Below are 18,058 nucleotides of genomic sequence, written 5' to 3'. Positions count from 1 at the left end.
AAACAATTTAGTTCACCTTAGCACCATAACATCTTGCTACTGCAACTGCCTGCGCTATATCTAATTTCACATTTTTTAAATCAAAACTTGTAAAGTCAATTCTATCAACTATCGCTCCTTTTAAATTTGCACCGCTAAGTTTCGCCTTACCTAATTGTGCACCGGTTAAATCCGCTTCACGTAAATCTGCTTTTTCTAAATTACATTCATATAAATCAGCTTCAATTAAACGTATACCTTTTAACATTTGTTTACTTAAGTTCGCGAACCTTAAATTCGTATATGACCAATCACCCGATATTATAGTTATTCCGTCTAAATTCGCTTCTTCAAAGTCAGAACCAGTCATTTTACATTCTTCAAACTTCGATACGAATAAATTTGCACCAACAAACTTACAATTTGCAAATGTAGTTCCTTGATGGATAGAAGCGTTAAAAAGAGCACCGGTAAAATCACATTCTATGAAATTACAATTTTCAGTAGAAACTTCCGATGCATCTATCCCTCTAAAACGGCATTTTATGAAAGTACAATTTTTCAATTCCTCTTCTTTAATCAAAACATCTTGAAAATCTATTTCTACATATTCTTTATTTACAAATTCACTCATAACTATTCCTCCATCTCCTTAAAGAAACCTCACTTCAAAAAGTGAGGTTTCTTCTCATACAATATGTCCATCTAACCAAGAAATCAAATCTTGAAATACTTCATCTCTATTTACTTCATGGAACATTTCATGTCTTCCATTTTCATATAAACGCAGTGTTACATCTTTCACACCACATATTTTATAATTCTCATATACTTCCTTTACACCTTTCCCCATATCCCCAACAGGATCACGATCTCCTGAAAAAATATGTATTGGAAGGTTTTGCGGTGTTTTCTTGAACTCTTCTAGTTTATTTACTTCTAATACACCAGAAAATAATTCTCGATAAAAACTAGTCGTACAAATGAATCCACATAACGGATCCGCAATATATTTATCTACTTGATTATTATCTGAAGATAACCAATCAAATTTTGTACGATTTGGTTTAAAGTGTGAATTGAAGTTTCCGAAAGATAAAAAGTTTAGCATCGGACTTTTCGTTTTTTCCCCGCGTAATTTCATCTCAATTGTCGCTACTTTATGACCAATACTTCCTAAAATACCTGGATTTCCACCAGTCCCTGAAATAAGGAATCCATCATATAATTCACCTTTCAGTTGTACAGCACCCCTTGATAAAAAAGAACCCATACTATGTCCAAGTAAAAATAACGGGCATGTCTGCTCTTTTCTTATCGTTTCAGATACAAAGATAACATCAGATACAGCCTTACTCCAACCTACATTTGGTTCAAAATGACCATAATCTTCTTCTCTTTTCACCGTTTTCCCATGACCTTTATGATCATGTGCATAAACACCATACCCTGCTTCTAATAAAGCAGCAATAAAGTCTGTATAAACACCTGCATGTTCTGTCATACCATGTGCAATTTGAATAATCCCTTTCGGTTCACCTTCTGGTAACCACTTACGTAAATAAATTTCCGATTCATCCATTGCCGTAACGAAACTTTCCTGTACGTTCATTTCGTCAGCTCCCAACTCTATTATGTATCTCAAAAAATGAATATCCATTCATTATTCTTATTATGTATTATATGCAATTGCCTTCATTATGACAAATGACTCACTTTTCTAATTAGCTCTTAAACTAATATGTTGACGCATTTAAAATAAAATTATATAGTTACTTACATAAAGTAATTATTATATTTTTTGGGAGGTTTCTATTATGATGCCATCATTATTTTTAGCACACGGATCACCGATGCTTGCTATTCAAGATACAGAATATACAAGTTTTTTAAAAAAACTTGGAGAAACATACAAGCCAAAAGCAATTGTTATTTTCACCGCTCACTGGGAAAGCGAAGTATTAACGATTTCTTCATCAGATAACGAATATGAAACAATTTATGATTTTGGAAGTTTTCCTCCTGAGTTATACGAAATCAAATATCGTGCGAAAGGCTCTTCTAACATTGCATCTATGTTAGAAACAAAATTTAAAAACAAAGGTATTCCAGTCCATCATAATATGACGAGAGGTTTAGATCATGGCTCATGGACTCTCTTGCACCGTATGTATCCAGAAGCAAATATTCCTGTCGTACAAATATCAGTCAATCCATTCCTTCCTGCAAAAGAGCAATTTAAGATTGGAGAAGCACTAAAAGGACTTGGACAAGAAGATATTTTAGTAATCGGGAGCGGTGTTACCGTTCATAACTTACGAGCTTTAAAATGGAATCAAACGACACCCGAACAATGGGCAATTGAATTTGATGATTGGATTATTAAACATATGCAGATTACTGATAAAGATGCATTATTTAATTGGGAGAACAAGGCCCCTCACGCACAATTAGCAGTACCAAGAGCAGAGCATTTTGTTCCTTTATTTATCGCTATGGGAAGTGGTGAAAATAATGGTGAAGTCATTCACCGCAGTTACGAGCTTGGTACGTTAAGTTATCTTTGTCTCCAATTTTAAAGAAAAAGGATGAAGCAATCGTTGCTTCATCCTTTTTCTTTTTCATTCACTTAGTTAACTAACTTCCAAATGTCGTTTCTCTGATACTTCTTCGTTCTTATTATGAAAATAAACCCAAATGCACGCAGTAAATAATAGTGATGATGTAGAGAAGAAAACATATTGAAAACCTGCATGCGCTGCAATTTGTCCACCAAGTACTGGTCCAATCATATTTCCTAAAAACTGAAACGATTGATTATACCCAAATATTCTTCCCGTTACATGGGTTGGTGTATGTTGTTTTAGTAGAGTTTGTACGGAAGGTAATAGTCCTGCTTGTGCAATACCTAATAAAAATCGAAGAATTAATAGTTGCCAAGCTGAGGTTACAAATGCTTGCGGAATAAAAATAATTCCTGCAGCAAACAACGCTACAACTAACGTTTTTTGAGGACCAATTTGATCTGATAATCGTCCAAGTCTTGGTGCTGCCAAAATAACTGCTAACCCTGTCGCTGACATCACTGCACCCGCAATTGTTTCAATATGTGCAGTTTGAGGACCTACTAAATTTTTTACGTACAATGTTACAATTGGTTGAACAGACATATTAGCAAGTTGAATAATAAATGTTGTTACAAACAAACTAATAATTAAATGCTTCGCTGGAACCATCGTCCATACTTTTTTCGTTTGTACTTTTTTTGCTTGAGCGGAGTGATTCTCTTCATGTAGGAAGAAAAAAACGATGAGAAAAGAAAGGAATAAAAAAGCTCCTGTAACAAGAAAAACATGGCGCATTCCAATTAACTCAGACAAATATCCTCCAAGTAATGGACCAAGTAAAGAACCGCTCACTCCACCAGTTGAAATTGTAGAAATTGCCCAACCTGAATGCTCTTTCGGAGTTTCTGCTGCAATAAATGTCATCGCCGTTGAAAGGAAACCAGATACTGCACCCATTAAAAATCTTAGTGCGACTAGTTGATACACATCCGTTACAAACCCCATAAGCGTCATAATAATCGCCATACCTAGGCTCGCACGAATAAGCATCAATTTCCGTCCATGTATATCACCAAGTTTCCCCCATATTGGTGATACGATCGCACCCATTAAAAATGTTATACCAAATGCAAGTCCCGACCACTGTGCAATACTTGAAGTGCCAGTTACTCCTAATTCCTCAATATAAAAAGATAAAAAAGGAATTACTAAACTCATACCGGCTGCAGTGGTAAAACAACCTAGCCAACAAATCATCAAATTTCGTTTCCAGCTGGCCATTTTCACACCTTCTTTCTTTAGATACCCATTCTACACCCTTTCTTGTAAAAAGTTTAGTAATTTGCTTTATTTGTAAGTTTTACTACAAAACCCGTTATTTTCCAGTAAAAATCACTACATCTCTACATTTTTTCATAAAAAACCAACTCCCCTATTTGGAGTTGGTTACTTATTCTCTATCGGTATTAAACGAGCATTACAATTTCTTTCATAAAACTCAATCGGACCTGCTTGTCCAATAATTGCGTATTCATATCCATCTTGCTTCATACTCTGTAAACAAAGGTGTAACAATTGCCTCCCTACACCTTTCACACGATTTTCTTTCGCTGTGCCCATTGGACCAAACAATCCTTTCTTTCCTCTCACTACATCATAGCAAACGAAACCTACTATCATTTCTTCTCGTTCTGCTATATAAATAGGTACATTTTCTTTATAGGTACGAAATCCATATTCTATTGAATGTAACCAACGTTCACCAAATTCCTCATTAACAAAACATGCTAATTTTTTAAAATCAGAAAGGTTAGCCTTTCTAACAGTACAAGTTAAATCATTATAAGTAGGAACAAAAGATTTTAAATCGACCGCTAAATCTCTTGGCTCAGCTATAATATGTAATATATCTTTTTGTATTTGTGCACTTTCAATAAACGTATCCGCGCGAAATAGTGCATACATAACATGTCCTTCATTCATCATTACTTGCTGAAAACGTTCCATACGTTTCTTCGCTATTTGTAAAATTTCTAGCACCTTATAAGATAATTTATATTGTCCTATTTTTTTATAATCTTGATCCGTTAAATCGTCTTGTTTTCGTGATGAAAGTTTTTCTAAAAAATTTGTACCCACGTTACGAAACAAATACATATACAACTCGCTGCAAACTCCAGTACCTTCTTTACACATTCCAATAAACAGATGAGTTGGTTGAATAATATTATTTTCCGCCTCTTCTGCTGCAATCTGCAATATGTTATGAACACGTTTTGTAAATTGAAATTCCTCCATATGTATCTCCACCCCCTATTACTTTACTATTAAACCGTAACCGTAAATAAGTGAAACAATTATTCCAACTACCAATATACCTGGCAGTAAATTTGCCACTTTAATTTTAATAATACCAAGTAAGTTCAATCCAATAGCGGCTATCATAATACCACCTGTAGCTGTCATTTCCACTATAAATTGATTCATTAATTCTTTCGGGACCAAACTATTAATTTGTGTTGCAAAAACCGCAATACCTCCTTCGTATAAAATAACTGGAATCGCCGAAAATACTACACCAATTCCTAAAGTTGTCGTTAATATAATAGAAATAAATCCATCGATAATCGCCTTTGTAAATAAAATATCATGATTGCCGCGAATGCCGCTGTCGAGTGCACCAAGTATCCCCATCGCACCAATTGCAAAAATTAAAGTAGCCGTTACAAAACCTTCTGATATGCTCCCTTTCCCTTTCGATCCAACTTTATTTTCTAGCCAATCTCCTAACTGTTTTAGCTTTCCCTCTAATTGTAGCCATTCCCCGATGACGGTACCAATTACTAAACTTAGTATGACAACAAGAAAATTTTCACTTTTCAATGCCATTTGAAGTCCAAGCACAGTAACCGCTAAACCGATTGCATGCATAATTGTTCCCTTCATACTTTCTGGAATTCTACTAAATAATTTACCTAGTAAAGTACCACATATAATACAAATCCCATTTACAACTGCTCCTAATATAACCATTTCTCATTCTTCACCCTTCGAATTCTTTATTTCTATATTTTGGTTTATTCATTGATTTACAGGTTATCTATATGTTAACTTAATATTGAGAATATTAACAAACGTTTTTTCACAACATAAACCGCAATTTTTTATAGTTATACATAATGTGAAACTTTAATTAACGTGAGTTTTATTGCCCACAAATTGCGGTATAAATTCAAAAGGGAAGGTATTTATGAACACTTTACTAAAACGATTTCTGTTAATAGCCTTTTGCATTACACCAATTGTTTTATTAGTTAACTACTCTTTTACTTCAAAAGCGAAAGACAAACCCGATTTGCAAAACAAATCTAGTAAAACCGCTTCAACAAATGAAAAGAAATTAGAAGACCCGGAAATTACACTCACCTTCTCTGGTGATACTATGTTCGATTGGCAATTACGTCCTGTAATCGAAAAAAACGGGGCTGATTATCCATTCCAACATGTAAAAGAAGAAATAACAAAAGCTGATATTTCTTTCGTTAATTTAGAATCAGCATTTACAACGAGAGAAAAGAAAGCTCCTGGACAACTGTTTTGGATTAAAAGCGATCCATCCACGCTTAAAGCGATAAAAAACACTGGATATGATATCGTAAATATTGGGAATAACCATACACTTGATTATGGGCAAGATGGATTATTAGACACAATTTCTCACGTAGAAAAATTAAAGTTCCCTTACATTGGAGCCGGAAAAAATGCAAAAGATGCATATACAGCACGAGAAATGACCGTAAAAGGGAAAAAGTTCAAATTTCTTTCCTTCGTTCGATTTATGCCTGATACGAATTGGGTAGCTAGCGACAATAAACCTGGTGTTGCGAACGGATATGATTTAAATCTCGTAACAAAAACAATTAAAGAGCAAAAGAAAGATGCAGACTATTTAATTGTCTATATGCATTGGGGCGTTGAGAAGTCAAATCGTCCAGTAGAATACCAAAAACAATATGTTCCTAAAATGGTTGAAGCAGGAGCTGACGCGATTGTCGGAAGTCACCCACATTGGCTTCAAGGATTTGAGTATTATAATAAAGTTCCTATCGCTTACTCATTAGGAAACTTTTTATTCCCAAGTTACGTGAGCGGGAAAAGCGCCGAAACTGGCGTATTAACTTTAACTTTTAAAGGAAAGGATGTCCAAATGTCATTCAATCCTTACATCATTCGCAACAACCAAATCTCCCCTGTAAATGAGGAGGAAAAGAGAAAAGCTCTACAATATTTACAAACGATTTCAACTGATGTAGAAATTGATGATACAGGGAACATAAAAAACAAACGAAACTAAACAACGCAAGATCTATTTCTCTGTAACATACATTAGAGAATAGGTGATGAATATGCTAAAAGACTTATTAGAAAATATAAATCTCTTAGAAAATATCTATAAAATTTCTATAGCAATCCTGCTTTTATGTTCCTTTTATTCTGTGAGACTATTAAAAAAAATAAAGCGAGAGAGAAACCTTTCTCCCTTTGAATTTACTATGTATGTAATTATTCGTATTGCGATATTTTTTTGGTTAGCTAGCTTTATTCTTCTTGAATTTAATGAATATCTAGTTTAACTATAAAAAGATAGAACAAGCATTATATTTCCCCGCTTGTATCTATCTTTTTTATTTTGGTGCTAACCCTTTCCTTCTATTAAATAAGCAAATCAAACAAAACAGGATTTTTATTAAGCTCCATAAATTGAATGTTATTTTCTTTAAAACGGATAATTAACTGCTCGTAATCTTCTTTATGTTTTAACTCTACTCCGACTAATGCTGGACCATTTTCCTTATTATGTTTCTTAATATACTCAAAGCGCGTAATATCATCTTCTGGCCCTAATCCTTTATCAAGAAATTCTCTTAACGCACCTGAACGTTGCGGGAATTCAATGATGAAATAATGTTTTAACCCTTCGTAAATAAGAGATCGTTCTTTCATTTCTTGCATTCTATCAATATCATTATTTCCACCACTTAATGTGCATACAACTGTTTTACCTTTAATTTCATCTCTGTATAAATCAAGCGCTGCAATAGATAGTGCACCAGCCGGTTCAGCTACAATTGCATTTTTCTTATACAGTTCTAAAATCGTCGTACAAACCTTTCCCTCTGGTACTAAAACAATATCATCAATTACATCTTTACAAGTTTCAAATGTTAACTTCCCTACCTTTTTAACAGCTGCCCCATCAACAAAACTATCTATTTTCTCTAATGTGACATTTTCATTTTGAAGAAAAGCCTCTTTCATAGATGCAGCTCCCATTGGCTCTACACCAATGATCTTTGTAGCAGGACTAACACCTTTCACATATGTACCAACACCTGATGCTAATCCACCACCGCCAATTGCTGTAAAGATATAATCCACTGGTTTCTCCATATCATGCATAATTTCAACTGCAACTGTCCCTTGACCAGCAATTACATACGGATCATCAAACGGATGAACGAACGTCATTCTATTTTCTTCACAATAGCGCTGTGCTTCTTGGAAAGAGCTATCAAATGTATCACCTACTAATACAATTTCTGCAAAATCACCACCGAAAAATTGTACTTGTGATACTTTTTGCTTAGGTGTTGTTGTTGGCATGAAAATTTTTGACGGAATCTTCAATAAATTACACGTGTAAGCAACTCCTTGCGCATGATTACCAGCGCTCGCGCATACAACACCGTTTTGTAATTGTTCTTTTGATAAACTTTGAATTAAATTGTACGCACCACGAATTTTAAAAGAGCGAATCAATTGTAAGTCTTCTCGTTTTACATAAACTTCACAATCATATTTCTCAGATAGAACTGTATCACGTTGTAACGGTGTTTTTATAACGATATCTTTCATGCAATTATGAGCCATTAAGATATCTTCAATTTTCACTCTCTCCTTTACCTTCTGCACCATTATATATCATCCTTATCTCTTTTAAATTGGCTCAATCAAAATTCGGGATTTTTAGAACTGCACCTGTATTCGCCGATGTTACCATCTGTGCATAACGTCCAAGCCAGCCAGTTTTCACTTTCGCTTCTGGTCGTTTCCATTCTTTTTTACGCTTATCTAATTCTTCGTCACTAACTCTTACTTCTAACAATCTTTCCTCAACATCGATACAAACGATATCTCCTTGTTCAAGAAGTGCAATCGTTCCACCCGCAGCTGCTTCTGGCGAAATATGCCCTACTGAAATACCACGTGAAGCACCCGAAAAACGACCATCTGTTAATAGTGCAACATCTGCACCTAATCCCATACCAGCAATCGCTGACGTTGGTGCTAACATTTCTGGCATACCAGGGCCGCCTCTTGGTCCTTCATAACGAATAACAACTACATCCCCTTTCTTAACCTTACCAAGCATAATGCCCGCAAGCGCCTCATCTTGTGAATTAAAAATAACGCAAGGTCCTTCAAATCGTTTTACTTCAGTTGCCCCGCTTTTAATAACTGCTCCGTCTTTCGCAAGGTTTCCTTTTAATATACGTAATCCCCCTTCTTCACTATGAGGGTTTTCGAGAGAATGAATCACTTCCTTATCTTTAATCTCTGCATGAGCAATATTTTCTCTTAACGTTTGCCCAGTAGCGGTAATACGATCTAAATGAAGTACCCCTTCTTTTCGGCTCATCTCTTTCAAAATTGCACTAATCCCGCCTGCACGATCAATATCTTCCATATGCCAATTGGAAGCAGGACTTACTTTACATAAATGTGGTACACGTCTTGAAACGGCATCAATGCGGTTCATATCGTAATCTAAACCCGCCTCTTGCGCGAGAGCTAATGTGTGCAATACTGTATTCGTAGAACCGCCCATTGCCATATCAAGCGCGAACGCATCATCAATGGCTTCTTCCGTTACAATATCTCTCGGTTTAATATCTCTTTCAATTAAAATCTTTAATTTTTCTGCTGCTTGTTTAATTAATTCTTCGCGTCTTGGATCGATGGCTAAAATACTTCCGTTACCCGGAAGAGCTAAACCTAACACTTCACATAAACAGTTCATAGAATTCGCTGTAAACATACCGGAACAAGAACCACAAGATGGACAGCCATGATCTTCAATATCCTTTAATTCTTCTTCTGAAATTTTCCCAGATTGATAGGCTCCTACTCCTTCAAAAACAGAACTTAAATCGACAACTTCTCCTTTAGATGTTTTTCCAGCCGCCATCGGGCCACCTGAAACAAACACAGTTGGAATGTTAATACGAAGTGCAGCCATCATCATACCAGGTGTAATTTTGTCACAGTTTGGAATACAGATCATGCCATCAAACCAATGTGCATTTACAACCGTTTCTACTGAATCTGCAATGATTTCGCGACTCGGAAGCGAGTAACGCATACCGATATGCCCCATCGCAATACCGTCATCTACTCCAATTGTATTAAATTCAAATGGAACCATACCTGCTGCACGCACTGCTTCTTTAACAAGTTTTCCAAACTCATTTAAGTGCTTATGACCTGGAATAATTTCAATAAAAGAATTACAGATAGCTATAAACGGTTTATCAAAATCTTCATCTTTCAAACCAGTTGCTTTTAATAAACTACGGTGCGGTGCTTTATCAAAACCTTTTTTAATCATGTCACTTCTCATCTTGTCAAATCCCCTCTTACGTATTTTTCACTTACAATCACTTACTCTATTTCTTTACTAATTCTTTCGGTGCATGAATCCAGCTCATCATTTCACGAAGCTCTGCTCCTACTTTTTCTAACTGATGAGTTTGCTCTGCTTTTTTCATCGCATTATACGTTGGACGTCCCGCTTGATTTTCTAAAATCCATTTCTTCGCGAATTCACCTTGCTGAATTTCTGTCAGAACACGCTTCATTTCCTTCTTCGTTTCATCTGTAACAATTCTCGATCCGGTTACATAATCTCCGAACTCAGCCGTATCGGAAATAGAATGGCGCATGTTCGTTAAACCGCCTTCATACATTAAATCAACAATTAACTTTAATTCATGTAAACATTCAAAGTATGCAATTTCAGGTCGATATCCGCCTTCGGTTAATGTTTCAAAACCCGCTTTCACAAGTGCCGTTACACCGCCGCAAAGCACAGCTTGCTCACCGAATAAATCCGTCTCTGTTTCTTCTTGGAATGTCGTTTCAATTACCCCTGCACGTGTACACCCTACTCCTTTTGCATACGCAAGTGCTACACTTAATGCTGTGCCTGTTGCATCTTGATGCACTGCGACTAATGCCGGAACACCATTTCCTTCTTGGAATACACGGCGAACGAGATGACCTGGACTTTTTGGCGCGACCATCGCTACATCTACGTAACTTGGCGGATTAATTTGTCCGAAGTGAATATTGAATCCATGTGAGAAAAGTAACATTTGTCCTTCACGAAGATTCTCTTCTACTTCTGCTTTATACACATGTGCTTGCTGTTCATCCGGCAATAACATTTGTACGACTTGCGCGGTTCGAACTGCTTCTGAAACAGACATTACTTCAAATCCATCTGCTTTTGCTACTTCATACGATTTACCAGGTCTAACACCAACTACAACTTCTACACCGGAATCACGTAAATTTTGTGCCTGCGCATGACCTTGAGACCCATAACCAATTACCGCAACTGTTTTCCCTTGTAGTAACTCTAAATTTGCATCTTTCTCATAATACGTTTTCATATTCCATACACTCCTTATAATTTATTTACTTGCAGTACATCAATTAATTTTTTCAACTGACTAACAAGTAATGTCGCTTCATTTTCAGTACAAACTGCTGTGAGTTTCATTTCAGAGACGCCACTAGTATCTCTTTCGTTTAAATGTAAAGAAGAAATATAATAACCACGCCGAGCAAAAATCCCACTTATACGTAATAAGACGCTTGGCTCGTTATGAATAACGAGTGAAAAAGTATGACTCATTCTTCCCACCTCTTCATAATCATTTCGTTATTCCCTTTGTTTGGTGGAACCATCGGAAATACGTTTTCACCTTCTTCTACACAAAAATCAACTACGACAGGACCTTCATGAGCAAATGCTTCTAACATCACTTGTTTCGCCTCTGTTGAATTTGTCGCTCTTAATCCCTTCACTCCATAAGCTTCTGCTACTTTCACAAAGTCTGGTGATCCAATTTTTGATTCCGATAAACGATTTTCATAAAACATTTCTTGCCATTGCCTTACCATCCCTAAAAATTTGTTATTTATAATAAATACTTTTACAGGAATATTATTTTCAGCAATTGTTTGCAATTCTTGAATGTTCATTTGAAAAGAAGCATCGCCTGCAATACAAATGACGAGTTCTTCTTCTTTTGCAAGCTGAGCACCAACTGCCGCCGGGAACCCAAACCCCATCGTTCCTAGTCCGCCAGACGTTAGAAAAGTCCGTGGATTTTTCGCTTTATAAAAATGCGCAGCCCACATTTGATGCTGTCCTACTTCTGTCGTAACAATCGCTTCACCGTTCGTTAATTCACTTACTAGACTAATAACATGCTGTGGTTTTAACTCCCTTTCTTTTTGGTTGTAGGAAAGAGGGTATTCCTCTTTCCATCCCTCGATTTTCGTAAGCCATTCATCTGTCTGTGTATCAATCGGCATATGTAACAACATATGTAACGCATTTTTCACATCTCCAACAACCGGATATTCCACAGTTACATTTTTATGGAACTCCGAAGAATCTATATCAATATGTACCTTTTTCGAATGCAGAGAAAAAAGTTCTAATTTTCCTGTTACACGATCATCGAAGCGAACACCTAAAGCAAGTAGTAGATCACATTCTGTTACAGCCATATTTGCAGCGTACGTTCCATGCATACCAAGCATTCCTAAAAACAACGAATCTCCCGGCGGATATGCACCCAGTCCCATTAAAGTGGAAACGACAGGAATACGATGCTCCCTCGCAAATTTGATGAGTTCATCAGATCCACCCGAATGAATAACACCTCCTCCAATATAAAGAAGTGGGCGTTTAGCTTTTGAAATTTCTTTAGCTACTTCTCTAAGCTTTATACTGTCTGGCATAGGCTCTATTTTGTATCCTGGAATCTCAATTACTTCATTATAAAAACTTGTTACATTTTCATTTTGAACATCTTTTGGAATATCAATTAATACTGGTCCTGGCCGCCCGCTTTCGGCGATGTAAAAAGCTTCTTGTACAATGCGTGACAAATGATTCACATCACGAACTTGATAATTATGCTTCGTAACAGGTACTGTAATCCCGACAACATCTGCTTCTTGAAATCCGTCTTTTCCGATGAGAGGTTTTGCAACTTGCCCTGTAATGACAACTAAAGGAATCGAATCCATATAAGCATCTGCTAAACCCGTAACTAAATTTGTCGCCCCTGGGCCAGAGGTAGCAAAGACTACCCCGACCTTTCCAGAAGCTCTCGCATATCCTTCTGCCGCATGAATGGCAGCTTGTTCATGACGAGTTAAAACGTGCTTCAATCCACTTCCGTATAACGCATCGTATACTGGCAAAATCGCTCCGCCCGGATAACCGAAAACAGTCGTTACGCCTAATTTTTTCAAACATTGAATAACGTGTCCAGCACCTGTCACTTCTTCACACTGTAATTTCTCACGTGTTGTATACTGCTCCATTTCAATTAACTCCTCTCCCTACCTACATTAAGCTTTCCGCCAGTCCTGGAACACGTACTCCTCTTTCTCTCGTTAACTTTTTAAATTCCTCTGTTAATTGTTTCGTTACACTTCCTGGTTTCCCATCTCCAATTTCTCTTGAATCAACTTTTACAACTGGAATTAATTCTGCTGCCGTTCCTGTTAAAAACACTTCATCTGCTACATATACGTCATGGCGAGTAAAGGGTCTTTCCTCACACGGAATATGAAGTCGCTCACATAGCTCAATAACACTATTTCTCGTAATACCTTCTAACGCTCCTAAATACGAAGGAGGTGTTAACACCTTTCCATCTTTCACAACGAAAACATTATCTCCAGATCCTTCACAAACATATCCTTGTTGATTTAACATAAGTGCCTCTAGCACTCCTGCTTGCGCCGCTTCAATTTTTACAAGTACGTTATTTAAGTAGTTCATTGACTTAATTCGTGGGTCCAATGCATCTGGCGTGTTGCGTCTTGATGCAACAGATACAACGCTTAATCCATTATCGTAAAATTCCTGAGGGAATAACTTTAATTGTTCTGCAATGATAATAACGCTCGGTTTCACACAACTTCTAGGATCGAGCCCTAAGTCACCTTTTCCTCTTGAGACAATTAACCGAATGTAGGCATCCGCATACTCATTTTTTTGCAACGTTTGTAAAACCGCTTCTTCCATTTCTTCAACCGTCAATGGGATTGTAAGTAAAATAGATTTTGCCGATTCATATAATCGTTTTACATGTTCTTTTAAACAAAATACATTTCCACCGTAACTACGAATCCCCTCAAATACACCGTCTCCGTATAAAAAACCGTGATCATATACTGAAACAACTGCCTTTTCCTTTTCTACAAACTCCCCATTCATATAAATGTACTGGTTTCCCATCTCACATCGCTCCTCTTTTTTTCTCTCTATTTTTGCAATCTATTTCTATATCGATTGCTGAGATGAATATTTTAACAGAATATTCAGTATATAAATGTTAAAAATATACTCGTCTCAACAATCGATTACTTACATACTTGTAGCAATCCATTGCTGAGACGAGGGAATCGCGGTACCACTCAGCTTCCTTACACTTCTCACGAAATATAAGCTCTGCAAGTCCAATTAGACTTTTGTTTTTCTATCGGAAACAACTCCGCTACTTTTTACTAGTTTCAAAAGTAGTGCTCCGAGGTGATCTTCAATGATTAAATTGTTACCACCTTCACAGCTTCTGGGCGGCTCTCTGAAACAATTTTTATCATTTACTCTCCTCTTCTACGCATTCTCTTATTCGATATTTTAAAATAAAAACTCTCGCCTCAGCAATCAACTACTACAATTTAGTAGCTTTGATTGCTGAGGCGAGAGTTTCGCGGTACCACTCAGCTTCCTTATACTTCTCGCGAAATATAAGCTTTGTAGGTCCAATTAGACCCCCGTCCTTTTACCGGAGACGATGCCGTCGCCCTCTACTCAGTTTCCCTTTCGCAAGCGATGCTCCGAGGTGATCTTCAATGATTCGATTGTGACTACTCTCACAGCCTAGGAGCAGCTCTCTGAAACGATCATAACCATCTACTTTCCTCTTCTTTGCATATGTAACATATGAAGTTAGAAAATTCTTAATTGACTTTTATTTGTTAAACGTATTATAGGACGTTGTTCTTTACATTGTCAACATGTTTTTCTAAAAAAAATAAAATTCAATCAATTTAAGAGAAGTCTATTTATTTTTTCTCAAAACAAAATCGGAATGAACTTCTTACACATACTCATATATTACTTAAGTATGTTCGCATTACTACATAAAGAAAAATAACTTAATAACATATAAAATTTTATGAGGAGATGAGAAAACTATGTTAAAAGGAAAAGTGGCATTAGTTACAGGAGCAAGCCGAGGAATTGGACGTGCTATTGCAAAACGTTTAGCAAACGACGGTGCATTAGTTGCTATCCATTACGGAAATCGAAAAGAAGATGCTGAAGAAACTGTTTATGAAATTCAATCAAATGGCGGATCAGCTTTTTCTATCGGTGCAAATCTTGAATCTTTACATGGTGTAGAGACCCTTTATAGTTCTTTAGATAACGAATTACAAAAAAGAACTGGTGATACTAAATTTGATATTTTAATAAACAACGCTGGAATTGGTCCTGGGGCTTTTATTGAAGAAACGACTGAACAATTTTTTGATAGAATGGTTTCAGTAAATGCTAAAGCACCATTTTTTATCATCCAACAAGCCCTATCTCGTTTACGTGATAATAGCCGAATTATTAATATTTCATCCGCTGCCACTCGTATTTCTTTACCTGATTTCGTTGCCTATAGTATGACGAAAGGCGCTATTAATACAATGACTTTCACATTAGCAAAACAGCTCGGATCACGGGGAATAACAGTGAATGCAATACTTCCTGGATTTATTAAAACAGATATGAATGCAGAACTCTTGAGCGATCCAATGATGAGACAGTACGCCACTACTATTTCCGCTTTTAATCGCTTAGGTGAAGTAGAAGATATTGCCGATACCGCCGCATTCCTCGCTTCTCCAGACAGCCGCTGGGTTACTGGACAATTAATTGATGTTAGCGGAGGCTCTTGTTTATAAAAAAGCATATATTTTCAAATCTTTTTTATTGCGCAATAAAAAAGATTGTATAATACTATATAAAACATATATATTTAGGAGGATTACAATAATGTCCGAAAAAACATACGAACTCGCAACCTTCGCAGGCGGTTGCTTTTGGTGCATGGTAAAGCCATTTGATGAACTTCCTGGTATTCATAAAGTACTTTCTGGCTATGCAGGTGGTCATGTAGAAAACCCAACATATGAACAAGTAAAAGCTGGTACATCTGGTCATTTAGAAGTTGTACAAATTACATTCGATCCTTCTATTTTTCCATATGAAAAATTACTAGATTTATATTGGCCACAAATCGATCCAACTGATGATGGCGGACAATTCTTTGACCGCGGTCCCTCTTATCGCACTGCTATTTTTTATCATAACGAAACGCAAAAAGAGCTTGCTGAAAAATCAAAACAAGCTCTTGCAGAAAGCGATATGTTTAAAGAGCCAATCGTAACTGAAATTCGCCTGGCCGCACCTTTTTATGAAGCTGAAGAATACCATCAACATTTCTATAAAAAGAACCCAGAGAAATATGCTACTGAGCAAAAAGAATCTGGCCGTGAAGACTTTATAAAAGAAAATTGGCAAGAAAAATAATAAAAATGCATCGTACCTTTTAAGTACGATGCATTTTTATCTTTGAAAAAAGTACCATGCAATAATGAGAACAACCGCTGTCAATATCCAAAGTATGATTTCATTTTTCACTCTACTCTTTTTCTTATTCATTTCCTCTCCTTCTAATAGCTATCAATATATTCAAGATTTCCTCTGTTTAATGGTCCACCTTATATACGTGAATACATCCGTACAAATTCTTATAACAAGACCACCAATAATTCCGATTGCAATTGAAATTACTAACATCTGTCCAAAACTAAAAGTAGTTGTGTATGTTATGTAGAGAACAACGCATACAAGTAAAACATCCGGTAAAGAAAGCAAAAACTTTTTAAGCATTTCTTCAGCTCTCCTATGCTTTATTTATCTCTTCTACTGTAGCTTTGAAATAAAGCTTGTTTAAAAATTCTATTTAGACACTCATTTTACGGAAAAAGAATAAGAATCCCTTTTGAAAAGAGATTCTTATGTATATGTTCTATTCCATAATTACTCCTAAAATAGAATAATATTACTAATGATTTGTTGTACATTAACTATTTGCCAGGCAATCGGATGTTGCGCCACCTACCTACATCGCATTGACCGTATGTATTATCACCTACTGCAACCACGGTGCCATCTAAATTAAGACCGACCGTATGCGCACAACCAGCCGCTATCGCTACAATATCGCGCCAATCACTTACATTACATTGACCATACTCATTCCAGCCAACTGCCACCACGGTACCATCTGATTTAAGTCCGATTGTATGATTCGTACCAGCTGCTATTGCCATAATATCTTTCCATCTGCCTACATCGCATTGACCAAGTTTATTATTACCCACCGCCATCACTTTGCCATCCGATTTCAAACCAACAGTATGAAGGTAACCTGCCGCCAACTCCACCATACCACGCCATCCACTTACATTGCATTGGCCATATCGATTATTCCCCACTGCCGTCACTGCGCCGTCCAATTTAAGACCGACTGTATGCCAGTCACCCGCCGTGACTGCCACAATATTTCTCCAGCTACTTATATTACATTCTCCTTCTTTATTTCGCCCCACCGCTATTACCGTGCCATCTGGTTTAAGACCAATGGTACGACGCCATCCCGCCGCAACCGATACAATATTATGCCAGTCGTTCACATCACATTGTTCATGCTTATTCCACCCCATCGCTTCCACAGTATTATCACATTTCAGAGCAATTGTATGAGCATTCCCTGTGTTCATCGCCATATGAACATTGCCCGCTGCGACTGCTTCCATATCACACCATCCGCTTACATTGCATTCTCCTTCTTTATTTCGCCCTACTGCTACTACCGTGCCATCCGATTTAAGAGCAACGGTATGACCACAACCCGCTGCTATCGTATCTTTAGGCCACTGTTTCACTTTTAACATTTCTTCTTTCGGTGAAATATAATTCATATTTACCTCCTTCAAAATAAGCAACTGTTTCGAAATATATATCTTTTATCAAACTTTATTTCATTATCAAGACCTAAATCGTAAAAAGTCATAAA

General features: G+C 36.7%; 18 protein-coding genes and 2 other annotated features. Of the genes, 5 read left to right on the top strand and 13 right to left on the bottom strand.

The genetic code is table 11. The features are described from left to right. Window positions 1-7: 7 nt before the first annotated feature. Both ACUXEY_RS10675 and ACUXEY_RS10670 read right to left on the bottom strand, forming a co-directional pair. Window positions 8-613 carry a pentapeptide repeat-containing protein gene (locus ACUXEY_RS10675; protein ID WP_166702526.1) on the bottom strand — a complete coding sequence of 202 codons (606 nt, stop codon included), beginning with the start codon at window positions 611-613 and terminating at the stop codon, window positions 8-10. Window positions 614-667: 54 nt separating this feature from the next. After that, window positions 668-1,591: an alpha/beta hydrolase gene (locus ACUXEY_RS10670; RefSeq protein ID WP_461300645.1), complete on the bottom strand. Its 924-nt coding sequence runs from the start codon at window positions 1,589-1,591 to the stop codon at window positions 668-670. Window positions 1,592-1,796: 205 nt separating this feature from the next. On the opposite strand from ACUXEY_RS10670, the gene ACUXEY_RS10665 reads away from it, so the two are divergent. Then, on the top strand, window positions 1,797-2,558 hold the full coding sequence (locus tag ACUXEY_RS10665) for a DODA-type extradiol aromatic ring-opening family dioxygenase (RefSeq protein WP_461300644.1): 762 nt from the start codon (window positions 1,797-1,799) through the stop codon (window positions 2,556-2,558). A 54-nt stretch (window positions 2,559-2,612) separates the two neighbouring features. Here the strand turns inward: ACUXEY_RS10665 and ACUXEY_RS10660 are convergent, their stop codons facing one another. From ACUXEY_RS10660 to ACUXEY_RS10650, 3 genes are all read right to left on the bottom strand, one after another. Further along, window positions 2,613-3,827, bottom strand: a complete 1,215-nt coding sequence (locus tag ACUXEY_RS10660; protein ID WP_461300643.1) for a multidrug efflux MFS transporter — start codon at window positions 3,825-3,827, stop codon at window positions 2,613-2,615. A gap of 165 nt (window positions 3,828-3,992) precedes the next feature. Continuing rightward, the gene (locus ACUXEY_RS10655) at window positions 3,993-4,844 is read right to left on the bottom strand and encodes a GNAT family N-acetyltransferase (protein ID WP_461300642.1); all 852 of its coding nucleotides are present in this window, start codon (window positions 4,842-4,844) and stop codon (window positions 3,993-3,995) included. Between the two features lie 18 nt (window positions 4,845-4,862). After that, on the bottom strand, window positions 4,863-5,579 hold the full coding sequence (locus tag ACUXEY_RS10650) for a DUF554 domain-containing protein (protein ID WP_166702516.1): 717 nt from the start codon (window positions 5,577-5,579) through the stop codon (window positions 4,863-4,865). Between the two features lie 217 nt (window positions 5,580-5,796). On the opposite strand from ACUXEY_RS10650, the gene ACUXEY_RS10645 reads away from it, so the two are divergent. Together ACUXEY_RS10645 and ACUXEY_RS10640 are read left to right on the top strand one after the other, a co-directional pair. Further along, window positions 5,797-6,900 carry a CapA family protein gene (locus ACUXEY_RS10645; protein ID WP_461300641.1) on the top strand — a complete coding sequence of 368 codons (1,104 nt, stop codon included), beginning with the start codon at window positions 5,797-5,799 and terminating at the stop codon, window positions 6,898-6,900. Between the two features lie 52 nt (window positions 6,901-6,952). After that, window positions 6,953-7,180 (top strand): hypothetical protein, encoded by a 228-nt coding sequence (locus ACUXEY_RS10640; RefSeq protein WP_327923223.1) that lies wholly within the window; start codon window positions 6,953-6,955, stop codon window positions 7,178-7,180. A 79-nt stretch (window positions 7,181-7,259) separates the two neighbouring features. Here the strand turns inward: ACUXEY_RS10640 and ilvA are convergent, their stop codons facing one another. Genes ilvA through ilvE form a run of 6 tightly spaced genes read right to left on the bottom strand, consistent with a single transcriptional unit; the run spans window position 7,260 to window position 14,157 of the window. Further along, window positions 7,260-8,522, bottom strand: a complete 1,263-nt coding sequence (gene ilvA / locus ACUXEY_RS10635) for a threonine ammonia-lyase IlvA (protein ID WP_461300640.1) — start codon at window positions 8,520-8,522, stop codon at window positions 7,260-7,262. Window positions 8,523-8,553: 31 nt separating this feature from the next. Next, window positions 8,554-10,227: a dihydroxy-acid dehydratase gene (gene ilvD, locus ACUXEY_RS10630; RefSeq protein WP_461300639.1), complete on the bottom strand. Its 1,674-nt coding sequence runs from the start codon at window positions 10,225-10,227 to the stop codon at window positions 8,554-8,556. A gap of 46 nt (window positions 10,228-10,273) precedes the next feature. Continuing rightward, a complete protein-coding gene (gene ilvC, locus ACUXEY_RS10625) occupies window positions 10,274-11,281 on the bottom strand; it encodes a ketol-acid reductoisomerase (protein ID WP_461300638.1) in 1,008 nt (335 codons plus the stop codon). A gap of 14 nt (window positions 11,282-11,295) precedes the next feature. Beyond that, on the bottom strand, window positions 11,296-11,526 hold the full coding sequence (locus ACUXEY_RS10620) for an ACT domain-containing protein (RefSeq protein WP_000019916.1): 231 nt from the start codon (window positions 11,524-11,526) through the stop codon (window positions 11,296-11,298). Continuing rightward, window positions 11,523-13,235: an acetolactate synthase large subunit gene (ilvB, locus tag ACUXEY_RS10615; protein ID WP_461300637.1), complete on the bottom strand. Its 1,713-nt coding sequence runs from the start codon at window positions 13,233-13,235 to the stop codon at window positions 11,523-11,525. The genes ACUXEY_RS10620 and ilvB overlap by 4 nt, the downstream gene beginning before the upstream one ends. A gap of 22 nt (window positions 13,236-13,257) precedes the next feature. Continuing rightward, window positions 13,258-14,157 (bottom strand): branched-chain-amino-acid transaminase, encoded by a 900-nt coding sequence (gene ilvE, locus ACUXEY_RS10610; protein ID WP_000528138.1) that lies wholly within the window; start codon window positions 14,155-14,157, stop codon window positions 13,258-13,260. Between the two features lie 151 nt (window positions 14,158-14,308). Next, window positions 14,309-14,547 (bottom strand) — a binding site (T-box leader). Between the two features lie 67 nt (window positions 14,548-14,614). Further along, window positions 14,615-14,860, bottom strand: a binding site (T-box leader). Window positions 14,861-15,119: 259 nt separating this feature from the next. Between ilvE and ACUXEY_RS10605 the strand changes: the two genes are divergently transcribed. Both ACUXEY_RS10605 and msrA read left to right on the top strand, forming a co-directional pair. Further along, entirely contained in the window at window positions 15,120-15,878 is a 759-nt protein-coding gene (locus tag ACUXEY_RS10605; protein WP_098520277.1) for an SDR family oxidoreductase, read from the top strand. A 91-nt stretch (window positions 15,879-15,969) separates the two neighbouring features. Next, window positions 15,970-16,506 (top strand): peptide-methionine (S)-S-oxide reductase MsrA, encoded by a 537-nt coding sequence (gene msrA / locus ACUXEY_RS10600; RefSeq protein ID WP_461300636.1) that lies wholly within the window; start codon window positions 15,970-15,972, stop codon window positions 16,504-16,506. A 162-nt stretch (window positions 16,507-16,668) separates the two neighbouring features. On the opposite strand, the gene ACUXEY_RS10595 is transcribed toward msrA, so the two are convergent. Continuing rightward, the gene (locus ACUXEY_RS10595; RefSeq protein WP_078420551.1) at window positions 16,669-16,869 is read right to left on the bottom strand and encodes a hypothetical protein; all 201 of its coding nucleotides are present in this window, start codon (window positions 16,867-16,869) and stop codon (window positions 16,669-16,671) included. Between the two features lie 197 nt (window positions 16,870-17,066). Then, the gene (locus ACUXEY_RS10590) at window positions 17,067-17,963 is read right to left on the bottom strand and encodes an RCC1 domain-containing protein (protein ID WP_461300703.1); all 897 of its coding nucleotides are present in this window, start codon (window positions 17,961-17,963) and stop codon (window positions 17,067-17,069) included. Window positions 17,964-18,058: the final 95 nt, after the last annotated feature.

The sequence above is a fragment of the Bacillus sp. F9_6S_D1_P_5 genome (genome assembly GCF_054823925.1).
This window is presented reverse-complemented; position numbering and strand designations above follow the sequence as displayed.

Excerpts from the sequence above, each read along its gene's own strand:
- msrA (WP_461300636.1), top strand. The coding sequence starts at position 15,970 with ATGTCCGAAAAAACATACGAACTCGCAACCTTCGCAGGCGGTTGCTTT.
- ACUXEY_RS10590 (WP_461300703.1), bottom strand. The coding sequence starts at position 17,963 with ATGAATTATATTTCACCGAAAGAAGAAATGTTAAAAGTGAAACAGTGG.
- ilvD (WP_461300639.1), bottom strand. The coding sequence starts at position 10,227 with ATGAGAAGTGACATGATTAAAAAAGGTTTTGATAAAGCACCGCACCGT.
- ACUXEY_RS10655 (WP_461300642.1), bottom strand. The coding sequence starts at position 4,844 with ATGGAGGAATTTCAATTTACAAAACGTGTTCATAACATATTGCAGATT.
- ilvC (WP_461300638.1), bottom strand. The coding sequence starts at position 11,281 with ATGAAAACGTATTATGAGAAAGATGCAAATTTAGAGTTACTACAAGGG.
- ACUXEY_RS10660 (WP_461300643.1), bottom strand. The coding sequence starts at position 3,827 with ATGGCCAGCTGGAAACGAAATTTGATGATTTGTTGGCTAGGTTGTTTT.
- ACUXEY_RS10675 (WP_166702526.1), bottom strand. The coding sequence starts at position 613 with ATGAGTGAATTTGTAAATAAAGAATATGTAGAAATAGATTTTCAAGAT.
- ilvB (WP_461300637.1), bottom strand. The coding sequence starts at position 13,235 with ATGGAGCAGTATACAACACGTGAGAAATTACAGTGTGAAGAAGTGACA.
- ilvE (WP_000528138.1), bottom strand. The coding sequence starts at position 14,157 with ATGGGAAACCAGTACATTTATATGAATGGGGAGTTTGTAGAAAAGGAA.
- ACUXEY_RS10665 (WP_461300644.1), top strand. The coding sequence starts at position 1,797 with ATGATGCCATCATTATTTTTAGCACACGGATCACCGATGCTTGCTATT.
- ACUXEY_RS10650 (WP_166702516.1), bottom strand. The coding sequence starts at position 5,579 with ATGGTTATATTAGGAGCAGTTGTAAATGGGATTTGTATTATATGTGGT.
- ACUXEY_RS10620 (WP_000019916.1), bottom strand. The coding sequence starts at position 11,526 with ATGAGTCATACTTTTTCACTCGTTATTCATAACGAGCCAAGCGTCTTA.
- ACUXEY_RS10595 (WP_078420551.1), bottom strand. The coding sequence starts at position 16,869 with ATGCTTAAAAAGTTTTTGCTTTCTTTACCGGATGTTTTACTTGTATGC.
- ACUXEY_RS10605 (WP_098520277.1), top strand. The coding sequence starts at position 15,120 with ATGTTAAAAGGAAAAGTGGCATTAGTTACAGGAGCAAGCCGAGGAATT.
- ilvA (WP_461300640.1), bottom strand. The coding sequence starts at position 8,522 with ATGGTGCAGAAGGTAAAGGAGAGAGTGAAAATTGAAGATATCTTAATG.
- ACUXEY_RS10645 (WP_461300641.1), top strand. The coding sequence starts at position 5,797 with ATGAACACTTTACTAAAACGATTTCTGTTAATAGCCTTTTGCATTACA.
- ACUXEY_RS10670 (WP_461300645.1), bottom strand. The coding sequence starts at position 1,591 with ATGAACGTACAGGAAAGTTTCGTTACGGCAATGGATGAATCGGAAATT.
- ACUXEY_RS10640 (WP_327923223.1), top strand. The coding sequence starts at position 6,953 with ATGCTAAAAGACTTATTAGAAAATATAAATCTCTTAGAAAATATCTAT.